Consider the following 23834-nt stretch of genomic DNA (forward strand, 5'->3'; position numbering starts at 1 on the left):
CGAATTGCCGCCTTGAAGAACTCGCTATGAAAACACTTGAATACGTGCCGGTTCCGGCGTTCGAGGACAACTACATCTGGCTCGTGTCGGACGGTCGCGACGCAGTCGTCGTCGATCCGGGTGACGCCGGGCCGGTTGAGGCGTATCTCGCGAAACGCGGCTGGCGGTTGACCGCTATTTTACTCACGCACCATCATCACGACCACGTCGGCGGTGTCGAGGAACTGCTTGCCGGCCGTTCGGACGATGGCGGCATTCCCGTCTACGGCCCGGCCGGCGAGCGAATCGACCATCTGAGCGCGCGCCTGAAGGAGGGCGACCGGGTGCGCATCGAAAGCCCGGCGCTCGAGGTGTCGGTGATCGACGTTCCCGGGCACACCGCGGGCCACATCGCGTACTTTCAGGCAGCCGATTCCGGCGGCACACCGCATCTGTTCTGCGGCGACACGCTCTTCGCGAGCGGTTGCGGGCGGCTGTTCGAAGGCACGGCGCAGCAGATGCTGGCATCGCTCGACGCGCTCGCCGCACTTCCCGACACCACGCAAGTCCACTGCGCGCACGAATATACGCTCTCGAACATTCGCTTCGCGCGTGCCTGCGAGCCGGCGAACGGCGCGCTCGCACAGTGGCAGGAAGACGCGCAGGCGCTGCGCGAGGCCGGCAAGCCGACGCTGCCCACGACGATCGGCCACGAGAAGGCGGTCAATCCGTTCCTGCGTGTCGGCGACGCCGCCATTCAGAGCACGCTCGCCGCGCATTTCAATCACCCGGTGTCCGACCGGCTCGATGCGTTCCGGCTGATGCGCGGCTGGAAGGACAAGTTTCGCTAACCCGCACGAAGTTGTGGCTAACTTCATCCGAAACATTGGAAACGTCGCCAGTCGTCGGATTTTGCTTGGTTTTCCCTCTTTTTTATTGACGACCACGATGCGCTTCCGTACCATCGGCTCCAAATTTCCAAGCTTAATTTTTGGAATCCGAGACGTTCATGCGACAGATTCTTAGCGCGCTACTCGTCCTTACGCTAGCAGCCTGTGCCAGCCAGGGACCGACAGCGCCAAATTCCCTTTCATCACTCCCATCCGCTTCGAAGCAGCAAGCAGTAGCCGACACGATCCGCCGCACCGCCGCCGCCAAGGAAACGATCAACGTCGACAAGACGTCCGTCGATTCGCTCTCGGGCGGCGACGCCGATCTCTGGGGCCGCATTCGCCGCGGGTTCCAGATTCCCGACCTGCAGAGCGACCTCGTCGACATGCAGGTGAGCTGGTACGCGCAGCGCCCGGACTACGTCGAGCGCATGACGGGCCGCTCGCAGAAGTATCTGTATCACATCGTCGAGGAGCTGGAGGCGCGGCACATGCCGACCGAGCTCGCGCTCCTGCCGTTCATCGAATCGGCGTTCAATCCGCAGGCGCTGTCGGTGGCGAAGGCGGCCGGCATGTGGCAGTTCGTGCCGGGCACGGGCCGCGACTACAACCTGAAGCAGAACATGTGGCAGGACGAGCGGCGCGACGTGCTGGCGTCGACGAGCGCGGCCCTCGACTACCTCACGCGCCTGCACGACATGTTCGGCGACTGGCATCTCGCGCTCGCCGCGTACAACTGGGGCGAGGGCAACGTGCAGCGCGCGATCGCGCGCAACGAGGCGGCGGGGCTGCCCACCGACTACCAGAGCCTGCGCATGCCGAACGAGACGCGCAACTACGTGCCGAAGCTGCAGGCGGTGAAGAACATCGTCGCGAATCCGCAGATGTATGGCCTCACGCTTCCCGAAATCCCGAATCACCCGTATTTCGTCACGGTCACGACCTCGCGCGACATCGACGTCACGATGGCCTCGAAGCTCGCCGGCATGTCGGTCGATGAATTCCGCTCGCTGAATCCGTCGTTCTCGAAGCCGGTCATTCTCGGCGCGACGAATCCGCAGATCCTGCTGCCCTTCGACAACGCCACCGCCTTTCAGCGCAACCTGAAGTCGTACACGGGCGCGCTGTCGTCCTGGACGACGTACACCGTGACCGAGCGCTCGCGGCCGGCGGCGATCGCGGAGAAGATCGGTGTCGATGCCGACACGCTGATGTCGGTCAACCGCATTCCCGCGGGCATGCGCCTGAAGCCGGGCTCGACGATCGTCGTCCCGCGCAACGACGACGATGACGAGGACATCAGCGCCGACGTGGCCGAAAGCGCCGTGCTCGCCGTCGAGCCGGACGTGCCCGACACCCGCAAGATGCTGATCCGTGTGCGCCGCCAGCAGTCCGTCGCGACCTTCGCCGACCGTTACAACGTCTCGGTCGGGCAGGTGAGGGCGTGGAACCGCACGCGCCGCGACACGATCATGCCGGGGCAGGTGATCGTGCTGCACGTGCCCGTGGGCCGTGCGGTTCCGGCGGAACCGGGTCCGGTGCGCCTGGAAACCGTGTCGGCGTCGAGCCGCTCCACTGGCCGCGTGACGAGGATCGGCACGCGCGTGCCGGAGTCAAAGTCTTCGGCTGGCGGGAAATCGTCTGCGAAATCCGCCGGCAAGGTCACCCGCGTGTCGAGCAAGGGCGACGATTCGAAGCCGGCAAAGCCGGCCGTCGTGAAAACCTCGAAAGCGACGACCGGCACGTCCAGGAAGTCGACGAAAGCTGGCAAATAAGCCGGCAAATAAGCCGCGCGGCGCGCGGAGCCAGCCCGCCACGAGCCTTATCCCACGCCGTCACCAAGGTGACGGCGTTTCCATTTTGGTGCAGCAGTTAAACTCCTGCTTTAAAGTCAAAAAGCGGCTGCATCGAATGACGTCCTCGGCTCGCCTGCGTGTCTTTTTCCTGTTCGCCGCCGGATATTTCGTCTCGTATGTGTTCCGGGGCGTCAATCTCGGCTTCGCCCCCCTCATTACGCACGAACTCGGCCTGTCCGCGGCCGACCTCGGCCTCCTGACCTCGCTCTATTTCATCGGCTTCGCGCTCGCACAAATCCCGGTTGGCGTGCTGCTCGACCACTTCGGGCCGCGCCGCGTGACGGCTGGCATGCTCGTTTTCGCCGCGCTCGGCATCGGGGTGTTCGGCGCGTCGCATGGGCTCGCCGGCATGATGGCCGGGCGCCTCCTGATCGGCGTGGGCGTTTCCGTGTGCCTGAGCGCGGCGTTCAAGGCGTCGGCGCAGCACTTTCCGGTGGCGCGCCTGCCGCTCGTCAACGGCTTGACGATGGCGATGGGCGGGCTGGGCGGCGTGGTCGTCGGCTCACCGCTCGCCTCGCTGCTCGCATTCACGAGCTGGCGCGCCGTCTGCGCGGGGCTCGTGCTGTTCACGCTGGTCGTCGCGCTCGCGATCCTTCTGTTCGCCCCCGACAAGCGCGAGGCCCGCCATCAGGCCGACATCGTCACGCAGTTCAAGGGCACCTGGCACATCCTGAAAAGCCCGGCGTTCTGGAAGATCGCGTCGTTTTCGGTCGTGACGCAGGGCGTTTTCTACGCGATGCAGTCGCTCTGGATCCGCCCGTATCTGCTCGACGTGATGGGGCTCTCGGCGAGCCACTCCGCGGCGCTCGTGTCGCTGCTCGGCTTTGCGATGATGCTCGGCTGCATCGGCTTCGGCGCGGCGGCGCGCAGCCTGGAGCGCAAGGGGGTGTCCGTGTACGCGTTCTGCGGCATCGGCATGGCGCTTTACGTGGTCGTCCAGGTGCTGATGCTCGTGCGCGCGCCGTTGCCCCCGGCGGTGCTCCTGGCCGCCTACGGGATTTTCGGCGGCACCGGCATCCTGAGCTACGCGATCATGGCCGAGTATTTTCCGTCGCACATGATCGGCCGCACCAACACGACGCTCACGCTCGTCATCTTCGTGCTGATCTTCGGGTTCCAGGTAGGGATCGGCGCGGTTCTGTCCCTCTGGCCGACCGAAGGCGGGCATTACCCGGCGGCGGCGCACCTGCGGGTGTGGGGCGTGCTGATCGCGCTGCAGATCGCGAGCGCGATCTGGTACGTCCTGCCGAGCCGCGTGCTGCACAAGACCGAGCGCGCCGTCTCGTAATAGCTTGCGACTCGGGCGGCGGCGCCCGGCGCCCGGCGCCCGGCGTCCAGACGCGTTCCAGGCACCTTCCTGGAACGCGTCTTGCATCACAAGCGTCTCAAATTTGGCAGAAAGGGTGGTTTCACGCTATAATTCGAAGGTTTGAGCATATCAACCCGCACCCTAGCGCCTACCTCCCACACACCGTTCATCCGCCGCGTTCCGTAGCACGCGCCGCATGCCGCCGAGCCCCCTGTGCCGACTGTCCGCCATCCGAGCGGGCGAGCGCGCCAGCAACCGCCGCGAGCCCTGCGCCCCGACTGCGATTCACGCGATGCGGGTCTGCGTGCGCCATCAAACAGGCTGCGCGCAACCCCCAGAAGTCGGAGAGACAGGTCGGCAACAGGGTGTTCCCCAAGGAGCCTCCCGTGTTGCCGTCATTTTCCCCAGCACTTCTCGCACTCGCCGACGGCACGGTCTTTCGTGGTCATTCGATCGGCGCCTCCGGTTCGACGATCGGCGAAGTGGTGTTCAATACCGCGATCACCGGGTATCAGGAAATCCTGACCGATCCGAGCTACGCGCGCCAGATCGTCACGCTCACCTATCCGCATATCGGCAATGTCGGCGTGAATGCCGAGGATGTCGAAGCCACCAAAGTCCATGCCGCCGGCCTGATCATCCGTGATCTGCCGGTACTTGCCTCGAATTTCCGCTCCGAGCAGTCGCTCTCCGACTATCTGAAGGCGCAGGGCGTCGTCGCGATCGCGGGTATCGATACCCGCAAGCTCACCCGCATCCTGCGCGACAAGGGCGCGCAAAACGGCTGCATCCTCGCCGGCTCCGCCGATGAAGCGAAAGCGCTCGAGCTCGCGCGCTCGTTCCCCGGCCTCGCGGGCATGGACCTCGCGAAAGTCGTGTCGACGAAGGAAAGATACGACTGGACGCAGAGCGAATGGCGTCTCGGCGAGGGCTACGGCAAACAGGAAGCGCCGAAGCATCGCGTGGTCGCGTTCGACTACGGCGTGAAGCACAACATTCTGCGCATGCTCGCGGAGCGCGGCTGCCAGGTCACCGTGCTGCCGGCAGAGGCCACGGCCGCCGATGCGCTCGCGCTCAACCCGGACGGCATCTTCCTGTCGAACGGCCCCGGCGACCCGGAGCCGTGCGATTACGCGATTGCCGCCACGCGCGAATTCATCGAGCGCGGCATTCCGACGTTCGGCATCTGCCTCGGCCATCAGATCATGGGCCTCGCCCTCGGCGCGAAGACGGTGAAGATGAAGACCGGGCACCACGGCGCGAACCATCCGGTGAAGGATCTCGACGACGGGCGCGTCGTGATCACGTCGCAGAACCACGGCTTCGCCGTCGACGCTTCCACGCTGCCCGCGAACGCGAAGGTCACGCATGTCTCGCTCTTCGACGGCACGCTGCAGGGCTTCGCGCTCACCGACAAGCCCGCGTTCTGCTTCCAGGGCCATCCGGAAGCGTCGCCGGGACCGAACGACATTGCGTATCTGTTCGACCGCTTCGTCAAGCTGATGGAAGCGCAGAAGGTCGCGGCATAAGCGCCACGCAGCACGCAAGAGCACCAGAACAGAACACAGCAATACATTACCGAGAGCAGTTATGCCGAAGCGGACAGACATCAAGAGCATCCTCATCATCGGCGCGGGACCGATCATCATCGGCCAGGCGTGCGAGTTCGACTATTCGGGCGCGCAGGCGTGCAAGGCGCTGCGCGAAGAGGGCTACAAGGTCATTCTCGTCAACAGCAACCCCGCGACGATCATGACCGACCCGAACACGGCGGACGTGACCTACATCGAGCCGATTTCGTGGGAAGTGGTCGAGCGCATCATCGCGAAGGAGCGCCCGGACGCGATCCTGCCGACGATGGGCGGCCAGACCGCGCTCAATTGCGCGCTCGATCTTTTCCATCACGGCGTGCTGGAGAAGTACAAGGTCGAGCTGATCGGCGCGTCGCCGGCAGCGATCGACAAGGCGGAAGACCGCCAGAAGTTCAAGGAAGCGATGACGAAGATCGGGCTCGGCTCGGCCAAGTCGGGCATCGCGCATTCGATGGAAGAAGCGTTGCAGGTGCAGGCCGAGATCGCCGCGCAAACCGGCAGCGGCGGCTACCCGACCGTGATCCGCCCGTCGTTCACGCTCGGCGGCTCGGGCGGCGGCATCGCGTACAACAAGGAAGAATTCGAGGAAATCTGCCGTCGCGGGCTCGATCTTTCGCCGACGCGCGAACTGCTGATCGAAGAGTCGTTGCTCGGTTGGAAAGAATACGAGATGGAAGTGGTCCGCGACACCAGGGACAACTGCATCATCGTGTGCTCGATCGAGAACCTCGACCCGATGGGCGTGCACACCGGCGACTCGATCACCGTCGCCCCGGCGCAGACGCTCACCGACAAGGAGTACCAGATCCTGCGCAACGCGTCGCTCGCGGTGCTGCGCGAGATCGGCGTGGACACGGGCGGCTCGAACGTGCAGTTCGCGATCAACCCGAAGGACGGCCGCATGGTCGTGATCGAGATGAATCCGCGCGTGTCGCGCTCGTCGGCGCTGGCGTCGAAGGCGACCGGCTTCCCGATCGCGAAGGTCGCCGCGAAGCTGGCCGTGGGCTACACGCTCGACGAACTGAAAAACGAGATCACCGGCGGTCAGACGCCGGCGTCGTTCGAGCCGACCATCGACTACGTCGTCACCAAGATTCCGCGTTTCGCGTTCGAGAAGTTCCGCGAGGCGGATTCGCGCCTGACCACGCAGATGAAGTCGGTCGGCGAAGTGATGGCGATCGGCCGCACGTTCCAGGAATCGTTTCAGAAAGCGCTGCGCGGGCTGGAAGTCGGCGTCGACGGCCTGGACGAGAAGACCACGAGCCGTGACGAAGCGATCCGCGAGATCGGCGAGCCGGGCCCGGACCGCATCTGGTTCCTCGGCGACGCGTTCCGTCTCGGCCTGACGCCGCAGGAAATCTTCGAGGAAACCTCGATCGATCCGTGGTTCCTCGCTCAGATCGAGCAGATCATTCTCAAGGAAAAGGCGCTTTCCGGCCGCACGCTCGAGAGCCTCTCGCGTGAAGAACTGCTGTATCTGAAGCAGAGCGGGTTTTCGGACCGTCGTCTCGCGAAGTTGACGGGCTCGGATCAGACGGCGGTGCGCAAACGTCGCCACGAACTGAAGGTGCGCCCGGTCTACAAACGCGTCGACACGTGCGCGGCCGAATTCGCGACGAAAACCGCCTATATGTACTCGACCTACGAGGACGAGTGCGAGGCGAACCCCACGGACAGGAAGAAGATCATGGTGCTCGGCGGCGGGCCGAACCGGATCGGGCAGGGCATCGAGTTCGACTACTGCTGCGTGCACGCGGCGCTCGCGATGCGCGAGGACGGCTATGAAACCATCATGGTCAACTGCAACCCGGAAACGGTTTCCACCGACTACGACACCTCCGACCGCCTGTACTTCGAGTCGCTGACGCTCGAAGACGTGCTTGAAATCGTCGATCTCGAAAAGCCGGTCGGCGTGATCGTGCAGTACGGCGGCCAGACGCCGCTCAAGCTCGCGCTCGATCTGGAAGCGAACGGGGTGCCGATCATCGGCACGTCGCCGGACATGATCGACGCCGCGGAAGACCGCGAGCGCTTCCAGAAGCTCCTGCAGGACCTGAACCTGCGCCAGCCGCCGAACCGCACGGCGCGCGCCGAAGACGAGGCGCTCAAGCTCGCCGAGGAAATCGGCTATCCGCTCGTCGTGCGCCCGTCGTACGTGCTGGGCGGGCGGGCGATGGAAATCGTCCACGAGCCGCGCGATCTCGAGCGCTACATGCGCGAGGCCGTGAAGGTATCCAACGACTCGCCGGTGCTGCTCGACCGGTTCCTGAACGACGCGATCGAATGCGACGTCGACTGCATCTCCGACGGCGAGTCGGTGTTCATCGGTGGCGTAATGGAGCACATCGAACAGGCGGGCGTGCACTCCGGCGACTCGGCCTGCTCGCTGCCGCCTTATTCGCTGTCGCAGGAAACCGTCGACGAACTGAAGCGCCAGACGGGCGCGATGGCGCGCGCGCTCAATGTGATCGGCCTGATGAACGTGCAGTTCGCGATCCAGCAGGTGCCGCAGAACGACGGCACGAAGAAGGATGTCATCTACGTGCTGGAAGTGAACCCGCGCGCGTCGCGCACGGTGCCGTACGTGTCGAAGGCGACGGGCCTGCCGCTCGCCAAGATCGCCGCGCGCGCGATGGTCGGCCAGAAGCTCGTGCAGCAGGGCGTGACGAAGGAAGTGATTCCGCCGTATTTCAGCGTCAAGGAAGCGGTGTTCCCGTTCGTGAAATTCCCGGCCGTCGACCCGGTGCTCGGGCCCGAAATGCGCTCGACCGGCGAGGTGATGGGCGTCGGCCGCACGTTTGGCGAGGCGCTCTTCAAGTCGCAGCTCGCGGCGGGCTCGCGTCTGCCGGAGTCCGGCACGGTGCTGCTCACCGTGATGGACGCCGACAAGCCGAAGGCGGTCGAAGTCGCGCACATGCTGCACGAACTCGGCTACCCGATCGTCGCGACCAAGGGCACGGCGGCGGCCATCGAGGCGGCGGGCGTGCCGGTCAGGGTGGTGAACAAGGTGAAGGACGGCCGCCCGCACATCGTCGACATGATCAAGAACGGCGAGATCGCGCTCGTATTCACGACTGTTGACGAAACGCGCGCCGCAATCGCCGATTCCCGCTCGATCCGCATGAGCGCGCAGGCCAACAAGGTCACGTACTACACGACCATGTCGGGCGCGCGGGCCGCGGTCGAAGGTCTCAGGTACCTGAAGGACCTGGAAGTCTATGATTTACAAGGTCTGCATGCTCGCCTAAACTAAGGCTTCGATTATCCGTCTTAGCATCAAGGGCCGCGGTTAAGCGGCGTCTCCTTTCTTACCGGGAGATGCACTTAACCGCGGTAATTTTTTTACGGCTGTTTTTTGTTCCCCGAGTTGTTTATGAGCACAGTTCCATTGACGAAGCGCGGCGCAGAGCTTCTGCGCGCGGAATTACAACGCCTGAAATCGGTCGAGCGCCCGGCGGTCGTTAATTCGATTGCGGAAGCGCGCGCTCAGGGCGACCTGTCGGAAAACGCCGAATACGACGCGGCGAAGGAAAAGCAGGGCTTCATCGAAGGCCGTATCGCCGAGCTCGAATCGAAGCTGGCCGCGGCGCAGGTCATCGATCCGACGACCGTCGAAGCGGAGGGGCGCGTGGTGTTCGGCGCGACGGTCGAGCTCGAGGACCTGGAATCGGGCGGCACGGTGACCTACCAGATCGTCGGCGACGACGAAGCCGACATCGATCACGGCCTCGTGTCGATCAGCTCGCCGATCGCGCGGGCGCTGATCAGCAAGTCGGAAGGCGACGTCGCGGCGGTCCAGGCGCCGAGCGGTGCCCGCGAGTACGAAATCATCGCCGTTCGATACGTCTGATGGCGCATCGGATCTTCCGGATCGTGACAATGGTGTGGGTCGGCAGCCTGCTGACGCTTGGCTATGTCGTCGCGCCCGTCCTCTTTTCGATGCTCGACCGCACGACGGCCGGGTCGGTCGCGGCGCAGCTGTTCCGTGTCGAAGGCATGCTCGGCGTCGTGTGCGCGCTGATATTGCTGCTGATCGGCAATCGGATGGTGCGCGGCGGTTTCGTCGACTACAAACGGGTGCGGTGGATTGTCGCAGTCATGCTGCTGTGTGTGCTGATCGGCTATTTCGGCCTGCAGCCGTTCATGAACTCGCTGCGCATCGCCGCGCAGGAGGCGGGGACGGATCTCGCGAATTCGGTCTACGCGAAGCGCTTCGGCGTGCTGCACGGGGTGTCGAGCGCGTTCTACCTGCTCGAAAGCGTGCTGGGCCTTCTGCTCGTCTGGCGTCTGCCGGGACACTTCGCATCCGGGCCGGTCGTGGCGCGGGGTCAGTCCGCCGCCGTGGCGGCCCGCCGCGTCCGCCGATAAATCCCGCCGCTCGGTTGCGGCTCGCCTGCGTCTCGTTTGCCGCTCATTTGCCTATAAAAGAACGGCGCCCGCCTAATGCGACGGGCGTCGCCGCGTTCCGGGCTCCGCCCGGATCACTGCTTACTTCGATGTCTGATGCTGCCGCTTGGCGCTCGCCTGACGCTTCTTCGCGCGCTTGACGTTGCCGCCCGCCGTGACGCGCTCGTTGCCGCGCACGAGCAGCTTTTGCTTCTTGGGCTTGCGCACGACGGGTGCGTCGCGCGTGATCTTCACGGCCTTCACGATTCGTGGCGCGCGCCCCTTCGCTGGCTGCTCCGCTGCTTCGCGGACGCTTGGAATGGCGGTACGGCGGGCGTTCGCGCCGGCGCTGCGGACGGGCGCCGTGTCTTCCGGCCTCCAGATCACGAGCAGCTTGCCGATATGCTGAACAGGGCCCGCGTTGAGGCGATCGCAGATTTCGTCGTAGATCGCGACGCGCGCGTCGCGGTCGTCGCCGAACACGCGGATCTTGATGAGCTGATGCGCGCCGAGGTGGACTTCGATTTCAGCGAGCACCGCTTCGGTCAGCCCTTCAGCGCCGACGAGCACGACGGGCTTGAGCGCATGGGCCTGGGAGCGCAGGTCGGCGCGTTGGGCGGGAGAGAGTTTGAGAGCTGGCATGAGAAGTGACTGACTCGACTAAAATGAGAGGTACTGAAGCGCAAAAATGGGTGAAGGCGGCACGCTGCGCATAGCGCGGGGCGCGCCGGAAGCTCGAAGAGCCTGTAAAAACGGCAGGGCAGGCGGTACAACGCGGCCGATGTCCGGCCGTGCAGCTTTCCACGGCGGGGCGAGAGCGCGAAGCAGCGCGGTTCACCGCAGTTCATCGTAGTTCACAATAGCGCGCCGCCGCGGGAGGCACGCCAGGAAAGCCCTGATTCACCGATCTCCACCGATGCCGGCCGTGGTCGCGCGATGCGGCGGCCGGCCGAATAAGTCGCGTATTATCCGCTAAAAGCCTTGCTTAATGCAGCAAGATTACGCAGCAAGAGTTCATTCTTAATGGCAAAAAACCGCTTCAACCATTCGTGGCTGCACGACCACATCAACGATCCGTACGTGAAGCTCGCGCAGCGCGAGGGCTACCGGGCGCGGGCCGCCTACAAGCTCAAGGAGATCGACGAGCAGGACAAGCTGATTCGCCCGGGGCAGGTGATCGTCGATCTCGGCTCGACGCCCGGAAGCTGGAGCCAGTACGCGCGCAACAAGCTCGCGCGGGGCTCGAAGCGCGACGCAGAGCGCGTGGGCGGCATCGACGGAACGATCATCGCGCTCGACATCCTGCCGATGGAGCCGATCGCCGACGTCACGTTCATCCAGGGCGACTTCCGCGAGGACGCCGTGCTGGAGCAGCTCGATGAAATCGTCGGCGAGCGTCAGGTGGACCTTGTAATCTCCGACATGGCCCCCAACTTGTCCGGTGTGGCGAGTGCGGATGCGGCGCGAATCGAGCATTTATGCGATCTTGCGCTGGAGTTCTCACAGAACCATCTGAAACCGGATGGTGCCCTGTTAGTCAAAGTGTTTCACGGCAGCGGCTATAGCCAGATTGTCGAGAAATTCAAGCACCAATTCAAAATCGTCGCGCCGCGCAAGCCCAAGGCATCGCGTGACAAATCGTCCGAAACGTTTATTTTGGGCAGGCAGCTCAAGCATCCCGCCTGAGCTTGGGCAAACGGAATTGGCGAAATGCGGCCAATTTTCGTCGAATCTGCCAAAAAATCGGCCTCCGCTGCTATTTGCGCCGTCGTTAAACCTTATGGCAGGGGTTAGCGGACTGGATTAGAATGCTTTCGTGGTGCCGCAAGGCGTATGTAGGCGCCCGTCTATGAGTGAGGAGTGGTGCTTTGAACAACAATATGTTCTCTAAGGCAGCAGTGTGGCTCGTGATCGCACTGGTGCTGTTCACGGTGTTCAAGCAGTTCGATAAGCCCCGCGTCCAGGAAGGTGTGTCTTATTCGCAGTTCATGGACGACGCGAAGAACGGCAAGGTCAAGACAGTCACCGTTCAGGGCCGCAATCTTACGGTCACTCCGGCAGATGGTCAGAAGTACCAGATCGTGTCGCCAGGCGACATCTGGATGGTGGGCGACCTGATGAAGTACGGCGTCCAGGTGAGCGGCAAGGCCGACGACGAACCCAACGCGCTCGTGTCTGCGCTGTATTACCTCGGGCCGACGATCCTGATCATCGGCTTCTGGTTCTACATGATGCGGCAGATGCAGGGGGGCGGCAAAGGCGGGGCGTTTTCGTTCGGCAAGTCGCGTGCGCGGCTGATCGACGAGAACAACAACGCGATCAATTTCACCGATGTCGCGGGCTGCGACGAGGCGAAGGAAGAGGTGTCCGAGCTCGTCGACTTCCTGCGCGATCCCCAGAAATTCCAGAAGCTCGGCGGGCGAATTCCGCGCGGCGTGCTGCTCGTCGGCCCTCCGGGTACCGGCAAGACGCTGCTTGCGCGGGCGATCGCCGGCGAGGCGAAGGTGCCGTTCTTCAGCATCTCGGGTTCTGACTTCGTCGAAATGTTCGTCGGCGTGGGCGCGGCCCGCGTGCGCGACATGTTCGAACAAGCGAAGAAGCATGCGCCGTGCATCGTGTTTATCGATGAAATCGACGCGGTCGGCCGTCATCGCGGCGCCGGCATGGGCGGCGGCAACGACGAACGCGAGCAGACGCTGAACCAGATGCTCGTCGAAATGGACGGTTTCGAGGCGAATTCCGGCGTGATCGTGATTGCCGCGACGAACCGTTCCGACGTGCTCGACAAGGCGCTGCTGCGCCCGGGCCGTTTCGACCGCCAGGTGTATGTGGGCCTGCCGGATATTCGCGGCCGCGAACACATCATGAAGGTTCACCTGCGCAAGGTGCCGATTTCGAACGACGTCGATGCGTCGGTGATCGCTCGCGGCACGCCCGGCTTCTCGGGCGCCGATCTCGCGAACCTCGTGAACGAGGCGGCGCTCTTTGCCGCGCGTCGCGGCAAGCGGATCGTCGAAATGCAGGATTTCGAGGACGCGAAGGACAAGATCTTCATGGGTCCGGAGCGCAAGTCGGCAGTGATGCGCGAGGAAGAGCGGCGCAACACGGCGTACCACGAGTCCGGGCACGCGGTGGTGGCGAAGCTTCTCCCGCACGCCGATCCGGTGCACAAGGTCACCATCATGCCGCGTGGCTGGGCGCTCGGCGTGACCTGGCAGTTGCCCGAGCATGACCGCGTGAATCTGTATCGCGACAAGATGCTCGAGGAAATCGCGATTCTGTTCGGCGGCCGCGCGGCGGAAGAAGTGTTCCTCAATTCGATGTCGACGGGTGCTTCCAACGACTTCGAGCGCGCGACCAAGATGGCGCGCGACATGGTGACGCGCTACGGCATGTCCGATGTGCTCGGCACGATGGTCTACGTCGATACGGAACAGGACGGCATGTTCGGCAAGCTCGCGTCGAAGACGGTGTCCGAGGCGACGCAGCAGAAGGTCGACGCCGAAATCCGCCGGATTCTCGACGAGCAGTACGGGCTCGCCCGCAAGCTGCTCGAAGACAACCGCGACAAGGTCGAGGCCATGACGAAGGCGCTGCTCGAATGGGAAACCATCGACGCCGACCAGATCAGCGACATCATGGCGGGCCGCCCGCCGCGTCCGCCGAAAAATCTGCCGCCTCCTTCCGGCGATACGCCGCCGAGCGGCAACAGCGGCACGGAAGTGAAGCCGGGCAACGCAACCGCGCCTGCCTGAGTTTCACTCGATCCGAACAAGGGCTGGTGTGTTCCGCACACCGGCCCTTTTTTTCATTCGTGGCCGCTCCGGCAGCCGGATTCTTCAACTCGTTCTTCTCGAATCGCTTGGACAAATCAACTTCGCAAACGGCCCAGCCCCAGCCGCTTCAATGCGGGCGGTTCACGCTGACCTTCGAGCGGCCACTCGTCATGGGCATCCTGAACGTCACGCCGGACTCGTTTTCCGACGGCGGCCGCTATCTTTCGCGCGGCGACGCCCTGGCGCGCGCCGAGCAGATGCTCGCCGACGGCGCCGACATGATCGACATCGGCGGCGAGTCGACGCGGCCGGGATCGGTCCCGGTGCCGCTCGACGAGGAACTCGAACGCGTGATCCCGATCGTCGAGGCGCTGCGCACGGTCAACGTGCCGCTCTCGGTCGATACCTACAAGCCCGCCGTGATGCGCGCCGCGCTCGATGCCGGCGCCGACATGATCAACGACGTCTGGGGCCTGCGCCGCGAAGGCGCGCTCGACGCCGTCAAGGACAGCAATTGCGGCCTGTGCGTGATGCACATGCTCGGCGAGCCGCAGACGATGCAGCTCCGCGAACCGGTTTATCAGGACGTCGTCGCCGAGGTGCGGGCGTTTTTCGAGGAACGCATCGATGCGCTGACCCGGGCCGGGATTTCCGGCGAGCGGATCTGCCTCGATCCGGGCTACGGATTCGGCAAGACCGAGGCGCACAACTACGCGCTCCTCGCCGGTCTTGCCGACACGCGGCCGGCCGGGACGCGCTTTTCGCTGCTCGCGGGGATGTCGCGCAAGTCGATGCTCGGCGCCGTCACCGGGCGCAAGACGGGTGAGCGCGTCGCGGCGGGCGTGGCCGCCGCGGTGTGCGCGGCGGAGCGGGGCGCGGTGATCATCCGCGTTCACGACGTCGCGCCCACGCTCGATGGTCTGAAGGTTTGGCAGGCAACAAAAGACGCCGGGCTTAGCAGGCATCATTAGCGGGCGCCGATCCACGGGAATCGGCAGGCAGAACACGGCGCGTGCGCGCGCGCCGTCCTTATAAATAAGTCGCAGGCACACAACACGCGCCTTCACGCCTGCGAGGGAGGGTCACCCAACAATGGCACGTCGATATTTTGGAACGGATGGTATTCGGGGGAAGGTCGGCGAGGCGCCGATCACGCCGGATTTCGTGCTGAGGCTCGGCTACGCGGCCGGCAAGGTGCTCGCGGGCGCCGACCGCTGGCAAAGCAAGGGTCGTCCGACGGTGCTGATCGGCAAGGACACGCGCGTTTCGGGCTACATGCTCGAAGCCGCGCTGGAATCGGGTTTTGCGGCGGCGGGCGTCGACGTCATGCTGGCCGGCCCGATGCCCACGCCCGGCATCGCCTATCTGACGCGCGCGCTGCGGCTCGCGGCGGGCGTCGTGATCAGCGCGTCGCACAATCCCTACGACGACAACGGCATCAAATTCTTCTCCGCCGACGGCAACAAGCTGCCGGACGACGTGGAACTCGAAATCGAGGCGCAACTCGATGAACCGCTTGCCTGCGCGCCCTCGGAGCGGCTCGGCAAGGCGCGACGGCTGGATGACGCGGGCGGCCGCTACATCGAATTCTGCAAGAGCACGTTCCCGGCGAGCTTCGACTTGCGCGGCCTGAAGCTCGTCCTGGATTGCGCGCACGGCGCCGCGTACGACGTCGGGCCGCACGTGTTCCACGAACTGGGCGCCGAAGTAATCCCGATCGGCGTGTCGCCGAACGGCTTCAATATCAACGACGGCGTCGGCGCCACCGCGCCCGACGCGCTCGTGCGCGCGGTGCGCGAGAACGGCGCGGATCTCGGCATCGCGCTCGACGGCGACGCGGACCGCCTGCAGGTGGTCGATTCGTCGGGGCGTCTTTTCAACGGCGACGAACTGCTCTACGTGCTGGTAAAGGACCGCATCGCCACCGACGGCAAGGTGGAAGGCGCCGTCGGCACGCTGATGACCAACATGGCCGTCGAAGTCGCGCTGAAGGAGGCGGGCGTGAAGTTCGTGCGCGCGGCGGTCGGCGACCGCTACGTGCTGGAGAAGCTGCGCGAACACGGCTGGCAGCTCGGCGCGGAAGGCTCGGGCCACATTCTGTCGCTCGACCGCCATTCCACCGGCGACGGCATCGTCTCGGCGCTGCTCGTCCTGGCGGCATTGAAGCGCAGCGGCAAGTCGCTCGCGCAACTGCTCGACGGCGTGAAGCTTTTTCCGCAGAAGCTGATCAACGTGCGCATGAGCCCGGGCGCCGACTGGAAGAGCAGCGACGCGATCAAAGCCGCGATCGCGCAGGCGGAGCGCTCGCTCGAACCGAATGGCCGGGTGCTGATCCGCGCGTCGGGCACGGAGCCGGTGCTTCGGGTGATGGTCGAGGCGGCCGCCGAAAAGGACGCGGTTCGGCACGCGGAAACGATTGCGCAGGTGGTAAAGAGCGCGACTTCGTAAGCATTTTGCGAATTAGGCGGAAGCGGGCTACGGCCCGCTTTTTTTTCGCCTTCAGGAGACAATTCATCTGCTTTCATGAGTGTAAGAGGAATGACACGCGAGCTTCACGGAGAGTCACATTACTGTCACAGACAGTGCCTATGCTTCGCCTTGTCGTGTCATCCGCTCACAACCTGGAGGTCTCATGAAATTGATGCAAACCGCGCTGGCTGGCGTAATTGGCGCCCTGTTCGCCATCTCTGCGCAAGCAGCCGATATCACCGGCGCGGGCAGTACCTTCGCAGCACCGATCTATACGAAATGGGCGGACGCCTACCAGAAAACGGGCGGCGGCAAGGTCAACTACCAGGGCATCGGCTCGTCGGGCGGGATCAAGCAGATCATCGCCAAGACGGTTGATTTCGCAGGTTCCGACGCCCCGCTGAAGGACGACGAACTCGCCAAGGAAGGCCTGTTCCAGTTCCCGACGGTGGTCGGCGGCGTGGTGCCGGTGATCAACGTGCCGGGCGTGAAGGCCGGTGAAGTGACGCTGTCGGGCGAACTGCTCGGTGACATCTACCTCGGCAAGATCAAGAAGTGGAACGACCCGGCGATCGCCGCGCTGAACCCGAAGGTCAAGCTGCCGGATACGGACATCGCCGTGGTGCGCCGCGCCGACGGTTCGGGCACGAGCTTCATCTGGACGAACTACCTGTCGAAGGTGAACCCGGAGTGGAAGTCGAAGGTCGGTGAAGGTTCGACGGTCAACTGGCCGACGGGGACGGGCGGCAAGGGCAACGACGGCGTCGCCGCCTTCGTCCAGCGCCTGCCGGGTGCGATCGGCTACGTGGAATGGGCGTACGCCAAGCAGAACAAGATGACCTACGTCGACCTGAAGAACGCGGCAGGCACGGTGGTCGAGCCGAAGACGGAGACGTTCAAGGCCGCTGCAGCGGGCGCGGACTGGTCGAAGTCGTTCTACCAGATCCTGACGAACGAGTCGGGCAAGAACGCATGGCCGATCGTCGGCGCGACGTTCGTTCTGCTGCACGCAACGCAGGAAAAGGCGCCGCAAGGCACCGAAACGCTGAAGTTCTTCGACTGGGCGTTCAAGAACGGCGGCCAGGCTGCCAACGACCTGGACTACATCTCGCTGCCGGAATCGGTCGTTGCCGAAATCCGCACGCAATGGAAGGCGAAGGTCAAGGACGCGTCGGGCAAGCCGGTTGCACAGTAAGTGATGTCTGAAACTGTCCTAAGCTGTTAAGACTGGACAGCAGTTGCACGTTTCGCCGCGCGGCAGGTGCCGCGCGGCCTGACCCAAGGTTCCCATGTCGGACATCAATCTAGCGTCGACTCCGCCTGCGAGCGGCACGCAACGTGCCCCGGGCCGTCTCGGCGACATCGTTTTCGGCGGCGTGACGCGGCTTGCGGCCGTCGTCACGCTGCTTTTGCTTGGCGGCATCATCGTGTCGCTGCTTGTCGCCTCGCTGCCGACGATCGAGAAGTTCGGCCTGAGCTTCCTCTGGCGCGCGGAGTGGGATCCACCCTCTGAAAGCTTCGGCGCGCTCGTGCCGATCTACGGCACCATCGCGACGTCGATCATCGCGCTCCTGATCGCCGTGCCGGTGAGTTTCGGCATCGCGCTGTTTCTCACCGAACTGGCGCCCGCCTGGCTGCGCCGGCCGCTCGGCGTCGCGATCGAATTGCTGGCGGCGATTCCGTCGATCGTCTATGGCATGTGGGGCCTGCTCGTCTTCGCCCCCATTTTCGCCACCTATTTTGAAAAGCCGCTCGGCGCGCTGCTCGGCGACGTCTGGCTGATCGGACGCTTTTTTCAGGGCCCGCCGATCGGCATCGGCATTCTGTGCGCGGGCGTCATTCTCGCGATCATGATCATTCCCTACATCGCGGCGGTGATGCGTGACGTGTTCGAGGTCACGCCCGTGCTGCTGAAGGAGTCGGCATACGGCATCGGCTGCACGACCTGGGAAGTGATGTGGCGCATCGTGCTGCCGTACACCCGAACGGGCGTGATCGGCGGGGTGATGCTTGGCCTCGGCCGCGCACTCGGCGAGACGATGGCAGTGACGTTCGTGATCGGCAACACCAACCTGCTCGACAATGTGTCGCTCTTTTCACCCGGCAACAGCATCACGTCGGCGCTCGCCAACGAATTCGCCGAGGCGGGCCCGGGCCTGCACACGTCCGCGCTGATGGAACTCGGCCTCATTCTCTTCGTGATCACGTTCTTCGTGCTGGCCCTGTCGAAACTCATGCTGCTTCGCCTCGAAAAAGGGGAGGGCGCCAAGTGAGCCAGCCCGCATTCATCGAAAACGATCGCAGCGAAGCGACGCGCATCAAACTTCAGCGCCGGCGCCGCGGCACCAACGCGCTCGCGCTGACGCTCTCGCTCGCGGCGATGGCGTTCGGCCTGCTGTGGCTCGTGTGGATTCTCTTCACGACGCTCAAGCTCGGCATCGGCGGCCTGTCGATCGATCTCTTCACGCAGTCCACGCCGCCCCCGAACACCGATGGCGGCGGTCTTGCCAACGCGATCGTCGGCAGCCTGATGCTCGTCTTGCTCGCGACGTTCATCGGCACGCCGCTCGGCATCCTCGCGGGCGTGTACCTTGCGGAATACGGCCAGAAGGGCTGGCTCGCGAACGTGACGCGCTTCATCAACGACATCCTGCTGTCAGCGCCGTCGATCGTCGTCGGCCTGTTCGTGTATGCGCTCGTGGTGGCGAAGATGGGGCGCTTTTCCGGCTGGGCCGGCGTGATCGCGCTCGCGCTCCTGCAGATCCCGATCGTGATCCGCACGACCGAGAACATGCTGAAGCTCGTGCCCAACGCGCTGCGCGAAGCCGCGTTCGCGCTCGGCACGCCGAAGTGGAAGATGGTGCTGTCGATCACGCTGAAGGCGTCGGTCGGCGGCATCGTGACGGGCGTGCTGCTCGCCGTGGCGCGCATTGCCGGCGAAACGGCGCCGCTGCTCTTCACGGCGCTCTCGAACCAGTTCTTCTCGTGGGACATGAACCAGCCGGTCGCGAACCTTCCGGTCACGATCTACAAGTTCGCGATGAGCCCGTTTCCGCAGTGGCAGGCGCTCGCGTGGGCCGGCGTGTTCCTCATTACGCTCGGCGTGCTCGGACTGAACATCCTTGCGCGCACGATCATTTCGAAAAAATAAGGTGGAGTGATTCCATGAATATGGTTGAAAGTGGTGTCAGTCGCCTGGATGCAAGCACGGGCGATCGCACGGTGGAAGACAAGGCCAGCACGGGCACGACGGAACGCGGCCCGCTGCCGGGCAGCATCAAGCCCGCGCACAGCGCGAAGCCCGCCGATTCGATGAAGCCGAAGATCGAGGTAAACGATCTCAACTTCTTCTACGGCAAGTACCACGCGCTGAAGAACATCAATCTTCGTATTCCCGAGAAGAAGGTGACGGCGTTCATCGGTCCGTCGGGCTGCGGCAAGTCCACGCTCCTGCGCACCTTCAACAAGATGTACGCGCTCTATCCGGAGCAGCGCGCCGAGGGTGAAATCCTGATGGACGGCGAGAACCTGCTCGACACGCGCCGCGACATTTCGCTGCTGCGCGCGCGCGTCGGCATGGTGTTCCAGAAGCCGACGCCGTTTCCGATGTCGATCTACGACAACATCGCGTTCGGCGTGAAGATGTTCGAGCAGCTCTCGCGCTCGGAGATGGACGACCGCGTCGAGTGGGCGCTCACCAAGGCCGCGCTCTGGAACGAAGTGAAGGACAAGCTGCAGCAAAGCGGCTATGGCCTGTCGGGCGGACAGCAGCAGCGCCTGTGCATCGCGCGCGGCATCGCCATCCGGCCGGAAGTACTGCTGCTCGACGAACCGTGCTCCGCGCTCGACCCGATTTCCACGGGCCGCATCGAGGAACTCATCGCCGAGCTGAAGAGCGACTACACGGTAGTGATCGTCACGCATAACATGCAGCAGGCCGCACGCTGTTCGGACTACACTGCCTATATGTACCTTGGCGAGCTGATCGAGTTTGGCGACACCGAAAAGATCTTCATCAAGCCCGCCCGCAAGGAAACGGAAGACTACATCACGGGCCGGTTTGGCTAAGCCGCGGGCAAGAGAAAAGGGACTACAGGAGCACACATGTCCGATAAACATCTGTCAAGCCAGTTCGACGCCGATCTGAACGCGGTGTCGTCGAAAGTGCTGGAAATGGGCGGCCTCGTCGAGTCGCAGATCATCAACGCGATGCAGGCGCTCAACACGTTCGACATCGGGATCGCCGACCAGGTGATCGCAGCCGAAGTGCGGCTGAACACGATGGAAGTCGAGATCGACGAAGAGTGCAGCAACATCATCGCGCGCCGCCAGCCGGCCGCGCGCGACCTGCGCCTGCTGATGGCGATCTCGAAGACGATCACGAACCTCGAGCGCGCCGGCGACGAAGCCGAGAAGATCGCGAAGCGCGTGAAGCGCATCAACGAGGACGGCGCGGGCCGCACGGTGAACATCGCCGAGATCAAGCTTTCGGGCGAGATGGCGGTGACGATCCTGCGCCGGGCGCTCGACGCGTTCGCGCGCCTCGACACCGTTGCCGCCGCGCAGATCGTGCGCGACGACAAGGCGATCGACGACGAATTCCGCGCCTTCGTGCGCAAGCTCGTTACCTACATGATGGAAGACCCGCGCACGATCTCGGCGGGCCTCGACTATCTGTTCATCGCGAAGGCCGTCGAGCGTATCGGCGACCACGCGAAGAACATCGCCGAATTCATCATCTACATCGTCAAGGGAACGGACGTGCGTCACGTGTCGCGCGACCAGCTCGAGCGCGAAGCGCTCAGTTAATTCCCACCCAAGCAAAAAGGTCACAGAGGTGCCGATGCCCAGCAGTATCCTCGTCATTGAAGACGAACCCGCGATCTCCGAACTGATCTCGGTGAATCTGCAACACGCGGGACATTGCCCGATCCGCGCGTATAACGCGGAACAGGCGCAAAATCTGATCAGCGACGTCCTGCCCGATCTCGTGCTGCTCGACTGGATGCTGCCGGGCAAATCCGGCATCGCATTCGCGCGCGAGCTGCGCAACAACGAGCGCACCAAGCACATTCCGATCATCATGCTGACCGCTCGCGGCGACGAGCAGGACAAGGTGCTCGGCCTCGAAATCGGTGCGGACGACTACGTCACGAAGCCGTTCTCGCCGAAGGAACTGATGGCGCGCATCAAGGCGGTGCTGCGCCGCCGCGCGCCTCAGCTGACCGAAGACGTGGTTGCGATCAACGGCCTGCGCCTCGACCCGGCGACGCACCGCGTGGCCGCGAGCCACTCGGGCAGCGACATCAAGCTCGACCTCGGCCCGACCGAATTCCGGCTGCTGCATTTCTTCATGACGCATCCGGAGCGCGTGCACAGCCGCACGCAACTGCTCGACCAGGTCTGGGGCGATCACGTGTTCGTGGAGGAGCGTACCGTCGACGTGCACATCAAGCGCCTGCGCGCGGCGCTGAAGCCCGCGGGCTGCGATGCTATGATCGAAACGGTGCGCGGCAGCGGCTACCGGCTGGCCAAGAGCGCCTGACGCACGGCCGTTTCCACTCTTCGATTCGCCTACATGAACATCATCTGGACGCGCTCGCTCGTGTCCCTTGCGTTGCTCGCGGCGCTGAGCGCGATCGTCGGCGCGATTTTCGGCGTGCGCATCGCGCTCGTGTTCGCGGTGGTGATGCTCGTGGTCCAGGGTTTTTTCAGCACCTTCCACACGCAGCGCCTGTGGCGCCTGCTCGACGCGCCCGTCTACGGAGAAGTGCCGAGCGCGCTCGGCGTCTGGGGCGAGATCTACTACCGGCTGCACAAGCTCGCGAAGCGCTGGCACGCGCAGGTGCGCCAGGTCGAGCAGCAGCACTCGCGCTTCATCCAGGCGATCCAGGCGTCGCCGAACGGCGTCGCGATGCTCGACGACCATGATCAGATCGAGTGGTGCAACGCGATTGCGGAGACGCATTTCGGCCTCGACGCGAAGCGCGACCTGCGTCAGCACATCACGCATCTGGTGCGGCAGCCGGAGTTCGTGCGCTACCTGAATTCGCACCACTACGAGGAAATGCTCGTCATGCGCGGCATGGGGGCGAACCGGCAGCATACGTTGTCGGTGCAGGTGTTTCCGTACGGTGAGAACCGCAAGCTGATTCTCACGCAGGACATCACCGAACTCGAGCGCACGGATTCGATGCGGCGCGACTTCGTCGCGAACGTGTCGCACGAACTGAAGACGCCGCTCACGGTGCTGTCGGGATTTCTCGAGACGATGCGCGAGTTGCCGCTCGACGAGGCCGACCGCGCGCGCTATCTGGAGATGATGGACCAGCAGGCTTCGCGGATGCAGAACATCGTGCGCGACCTCCTCACGCTCGCCAATCTGGAGGGCGACATGCGTCCTCCGGGCGACGGGCTGCTCGACATGCGCGCGGTGATGCGCCATCTCGAGGACGACGCGAACAGTCTTTCGGGGGGCAGGCACCGGATCATTTTTCGCGCCGATGAGTCGCTCACGGTGGCGGGCGCCGAGACGGAGATCGTGAGCGCGCTGGCCAATCTTGTGACGAATGCGATCCGCTATACGCCGGATGGCGGGACGATCGACGTGGCGTGGCATCGCGTTCAGGATCGCGCGGTGTTTTCGGTGCGCGACAGCGGACTGGGCATTCCGGCGGAGCATATTCCGCGGCTCACGGAGCGGTTTTATCGCGTGGACCGCAGCCGGTCGCGGGACACCGGCGGCACCGGGCTGGGCCTTGCGATCGTCAAGCACGTGTTGCAGCGGCATCATGCCGAACTCGATGTCAAAAGCGAAGAAGGGCGCGGGAGCACGTTCATCGTACGGTTTCCTGCGTCGCGGACGGCGGCGCGGAAGTCGATCGCTGCATAGGCTTGGTTTTTTGCTTTCGCCGTACGGGGGGGTCTGCTGGCGCTCGGGGTTGGGGTTTGTTGAACCGTTTGATGCGCTTCGGCTTCTGTGAAACTTGCGTTGTTATCGGTCTATTAGCTTCGCCCCTGTGCGGGGCGGCAGTTACTTTCTTTGCTGCTGCAAAGAAAGTAACCAAGAAAGCAGCTATGGGGTAAGCGGTGTTAGGACGTGATCACAATTGAGTCATTAAGAGTGGCTCGACCGTGGGAGTGTCCACCTCTGTACGTCGAGCGGATGGGTACGCGGACCCACTGCGTCGTCCCGCCGTTAAACGGAGTGGTAAAGCAATCATCCATCCGTCCTCGCTTCGCTCCGACGCGAGGTGCGTCACAACAAAACGCTTCGTTTTTTGCCGCGAGTGACGCTTTCGTCATCTTGCGGCGCATGCCTAGCACGCTACAAACCCCACGCCGGGCACGCAGTGCCGAGGCGGATGAATGACTGCCTTACCATTCCGCTTAATGGCGCGATGACACAGTGGGTCCGCGTACCAAGTCCCTTTGTTATGTAAGGGGGACACTCCCACGGTCGGGCCACTCTGAAAAACTTAAACGTGGTCACGTCCTAACACCGCCGCCCCGCACAGGGGCGAAGCTAATAGACCAATATCAAATCAAGTTTCGTAGGAGCGGAGGCGCATCAAACG

19 protein-coding genes are annotated in these 23834 nt (G+C 63.9%); 18 read left to right on the forward strand and 1 reads right to left on the reverse strand.

Annotated features, from left to right (window positions below):
* Positions 1-26: 26 nt before the first annotated feature.
* The 7 genes from gloB to BG61_RS09640 all read left to right on the forward strand — a co-directional run bounded on the left by gloB (position 27) and on the right by BG61_RS09640 (position 9994).
* The gene (gene gloB, locus BG61_RS09610; protein ID WP_035925340.1) at positions 27-830 is read left to right on the forward strand and encodes a hydroxyacylglutathione hydrolase; all 804 of its coding nucleotides are present in this window, start codon (positions 27-29) and stop codon (positions 828-830) included.
* 158 nt (positions 831-988) lie between these two features.
* The gene (locus BG61_RS09615) at positions 989-2644 is read left to right on the forward strand and encodes a transglycosylase SLT domain-containing protein (protein WP_035925583.1); all 1656 of its coding nucleotides are present in this window, start codon (positions 989-991) and stop codon (positions 2642-2644) included.
* A 136-nt stretch (positions 2645-2780) separates the two neighbouring features.
* Positions 2781-4013, forward strand: a complete 1233-nt coding sequence (locus BG61_RS09620) for an MFS transporter (protein ID WP_035925337.1) — start codon at positions 2781-2783, stop codon at positions 4011-4013.
* A gap of 407 nt (positions 4014-4420) precedes the next feature.
* Positions 4421-5563, forward strand: a complete 1143-nt coding sequence (carA, locus tag BG61_RS09625) for a glutamine-hydrolyzing carbamoyl-phosphate synthase small subunit (protein WP_035925334.1) — start codon at positions 4421-4423, stop codon at positions 5561-5563.
* Positions 5564-5624: 61 nt separating this feature from the next.
* Positions 5625-8879, forward strand: coding sequence for a carbamoyl-phosphate synthase large subunit (carB, locus tag BG61_RS09630; RefSeq protein WP_035925332.1), 3255 nt, complete (start codon positions 5625-5627; stop codon positions 8877-8879).
* Positions 8880-8999: 120 nt separating this feature from the next.
* Positions 9000-9476: a transcription elongation factor GreA gene (greA, locus tag BG61_RS09635; protein WP_035925330.1), complete on the forward strand. Its 477-nt coding sequence runs from the start codon at positions 9000-9002 to the stop codon at positions 9474-9476.
* Positions 9476-9994, forward strand: coding sequence for a DUF4149 domain-containing protein (locus BG61_RS09640; protein WP_035925328.1), 519 nt, complete (start codon positions 9476-9478; stop codon positions 9992-9994). Before greA ends, BG61_RS09640 begins: the two co-directional genes overlap by 1 nt.
* A gap of 120 nt (positions 9995-10114) precedes the next feature.
* Here BG61_RS09640 and BG61_RS09645 read toward each other — a convergent pair whose 3' ends face one another.
* Complete coding sequence (locus BG61_RS09645) at positions 10115-10654, reverse strand: YhbY family RNA-binding protein (RefSeq protein WP_035925325.1); 540 nt, start codon at positions 10652-10654, stop codon at positions 10115-10117.
* A gap of 381 nt (positions 10655-11035) precedes the next feature.
* Here BG61_RS09645 and BG61_RS09650 point away from each other — a divergent pair, with 381 nt between their 5' ends.
* From BG61_RS09650 to phoR, 11 genes are all read left to right on the forward strand, one after another.
* Positions 11036-11698 (forward strand): RlmE family RNA methyltransferase, encoded by a 663-nt coding sequence (locus BG61_RS09650; protein ID WP_035925323.1) that lies wholly within the window; start codon positions 11036-11038, stop codon positions 11696-11698.
* Positions 11699-11880: 182 nt separating this feature from the next.
* Positions 11881-13767, forward strand: a complete 1887-nt coding sequence (ftsH, locus tag BG61_RS09655; protein WP_035925321.1) for an ATP-dependent zinc metalloprotease FtsH — start codon at positions 11881-11883, stop codon at positions 13765-13767.
* A 107-nt stretch (positions 13768-13874) separates the two neighbouring features.
* Positions 13875-14759, forward strand: coding sequence for a dihydropteroate synthase (folP, locus tag BG61_RS09660; protein WP_035925579.1), 885 nt, complete (start codon positions 13875-13877; stop codon positions 14757-14759).
* A gap of 121 nt (positions 14760-14880) precedes the next feature.
* Positions 14881-16236, forward strand: coding sequence for a phosphoglucosamine mutase (gene glmM, locus BG61_RS09665; RefSeq protein ID WP_035925319.1), 1356 nt, complete (start codon positions 14881-14883; stop codon positions 16234-16236).
* A 184-nt stretch (positions 16237-16420) separates the two neighbouring features.
* The gene (gene pstS / locus BG61_RS09670; RefSeq protein WP_035925317.1) at positions 16421-17452 is read left to right on the forward strand and encodes a phosphate ABC transporter substrate-binding protein PstS; all 1032 of its coding nucleotides are present in this window, start codon (positions 16421-16423) and stop codon (positions 17450-17452) included.
* Between the two features lie 94 nt (positions 17453-17546).
* Positions 17547-18530 carry a phosphate ABC transporter permease PstC gene (gene pstC, locus BG61_RS09675; RefSeq protein WP_035925314.1) on the forward strand — a complete coding sequence of 328 codons (984 nt, stop codon included), beginning with the start codon at positions 17547-17549 and terminating at the stop codon, positions 18528-18530.
* Positions 18527-19408, forward strand: a complete 882-nt coding sequence (pstA, locus tag BG61_RS09680; protein ID WP_035925313.1) for a phosphate ABC transporter permease PstA — start codon at positions 18527-18529, stop codon at positions 19406-19408. Before pstC ends, pstA begins: the two co-directional genes overlap by 4 nt.
* Positions 19409-19569: 161 nt before the next feature.
* Positions 19570-20325: a phosphate ABC transporter ATP-binding protein PstB gene (pstB, locus tag BG61_RS09685; protein ID WP_232255968.1), complete on the forward strand. Its 756-nt coding sequence runs from the start codon at positions 19570-19572 to the stop codon at positions 20323-20325.
* 36 nt (positions 20326-20361) lie between these two features.
* Positions 20362-21066, forward strand: coding sequence for a phosphate signaling complex protein PhoU (gene phoU, locus BG61_RS09690; protein ID WP_035925309.1), 705 nt, complete (start codon positions 20362-20364; stop codon positions 21064-21066).
* Positions 21067-21100: 34 nt separating this feature from the next.
* Positions 21101-21802, forward strand: coding sequence for a phosphate regulon transcriptional regulator PhoB (gene phoB / locus BG61_RS09695; RefSeq protein WP_035925306.1), 702 nt, complete (start codon positions 21101-21103; stop codon positions 21800-21802).
* 33 nt (positions 21803-21835) lie between these two features.
* Positions 21836-23149, forward strand: a complete 1314-nt coding sequence (gene phoR, locus BG61_RS09700; protein WP_035925304.1) for a phosphate regulon sensor histidine kinase PhoR — start codon at positions 21836-21838, stop codon at positions 23147-23149.
* The last annotated feature ends 685 nt before the right edge of the window (positions 23150-23834 follow it).

This window comes from Caballeronia glathei, from assembly GCF_000698595.1.
GTDB lineage: Bacteria > Pseudomonadota > Gammaproteobacteria > Burkholderiales > Burkholderiaceae > Caballeronia > Caballeronia glathei.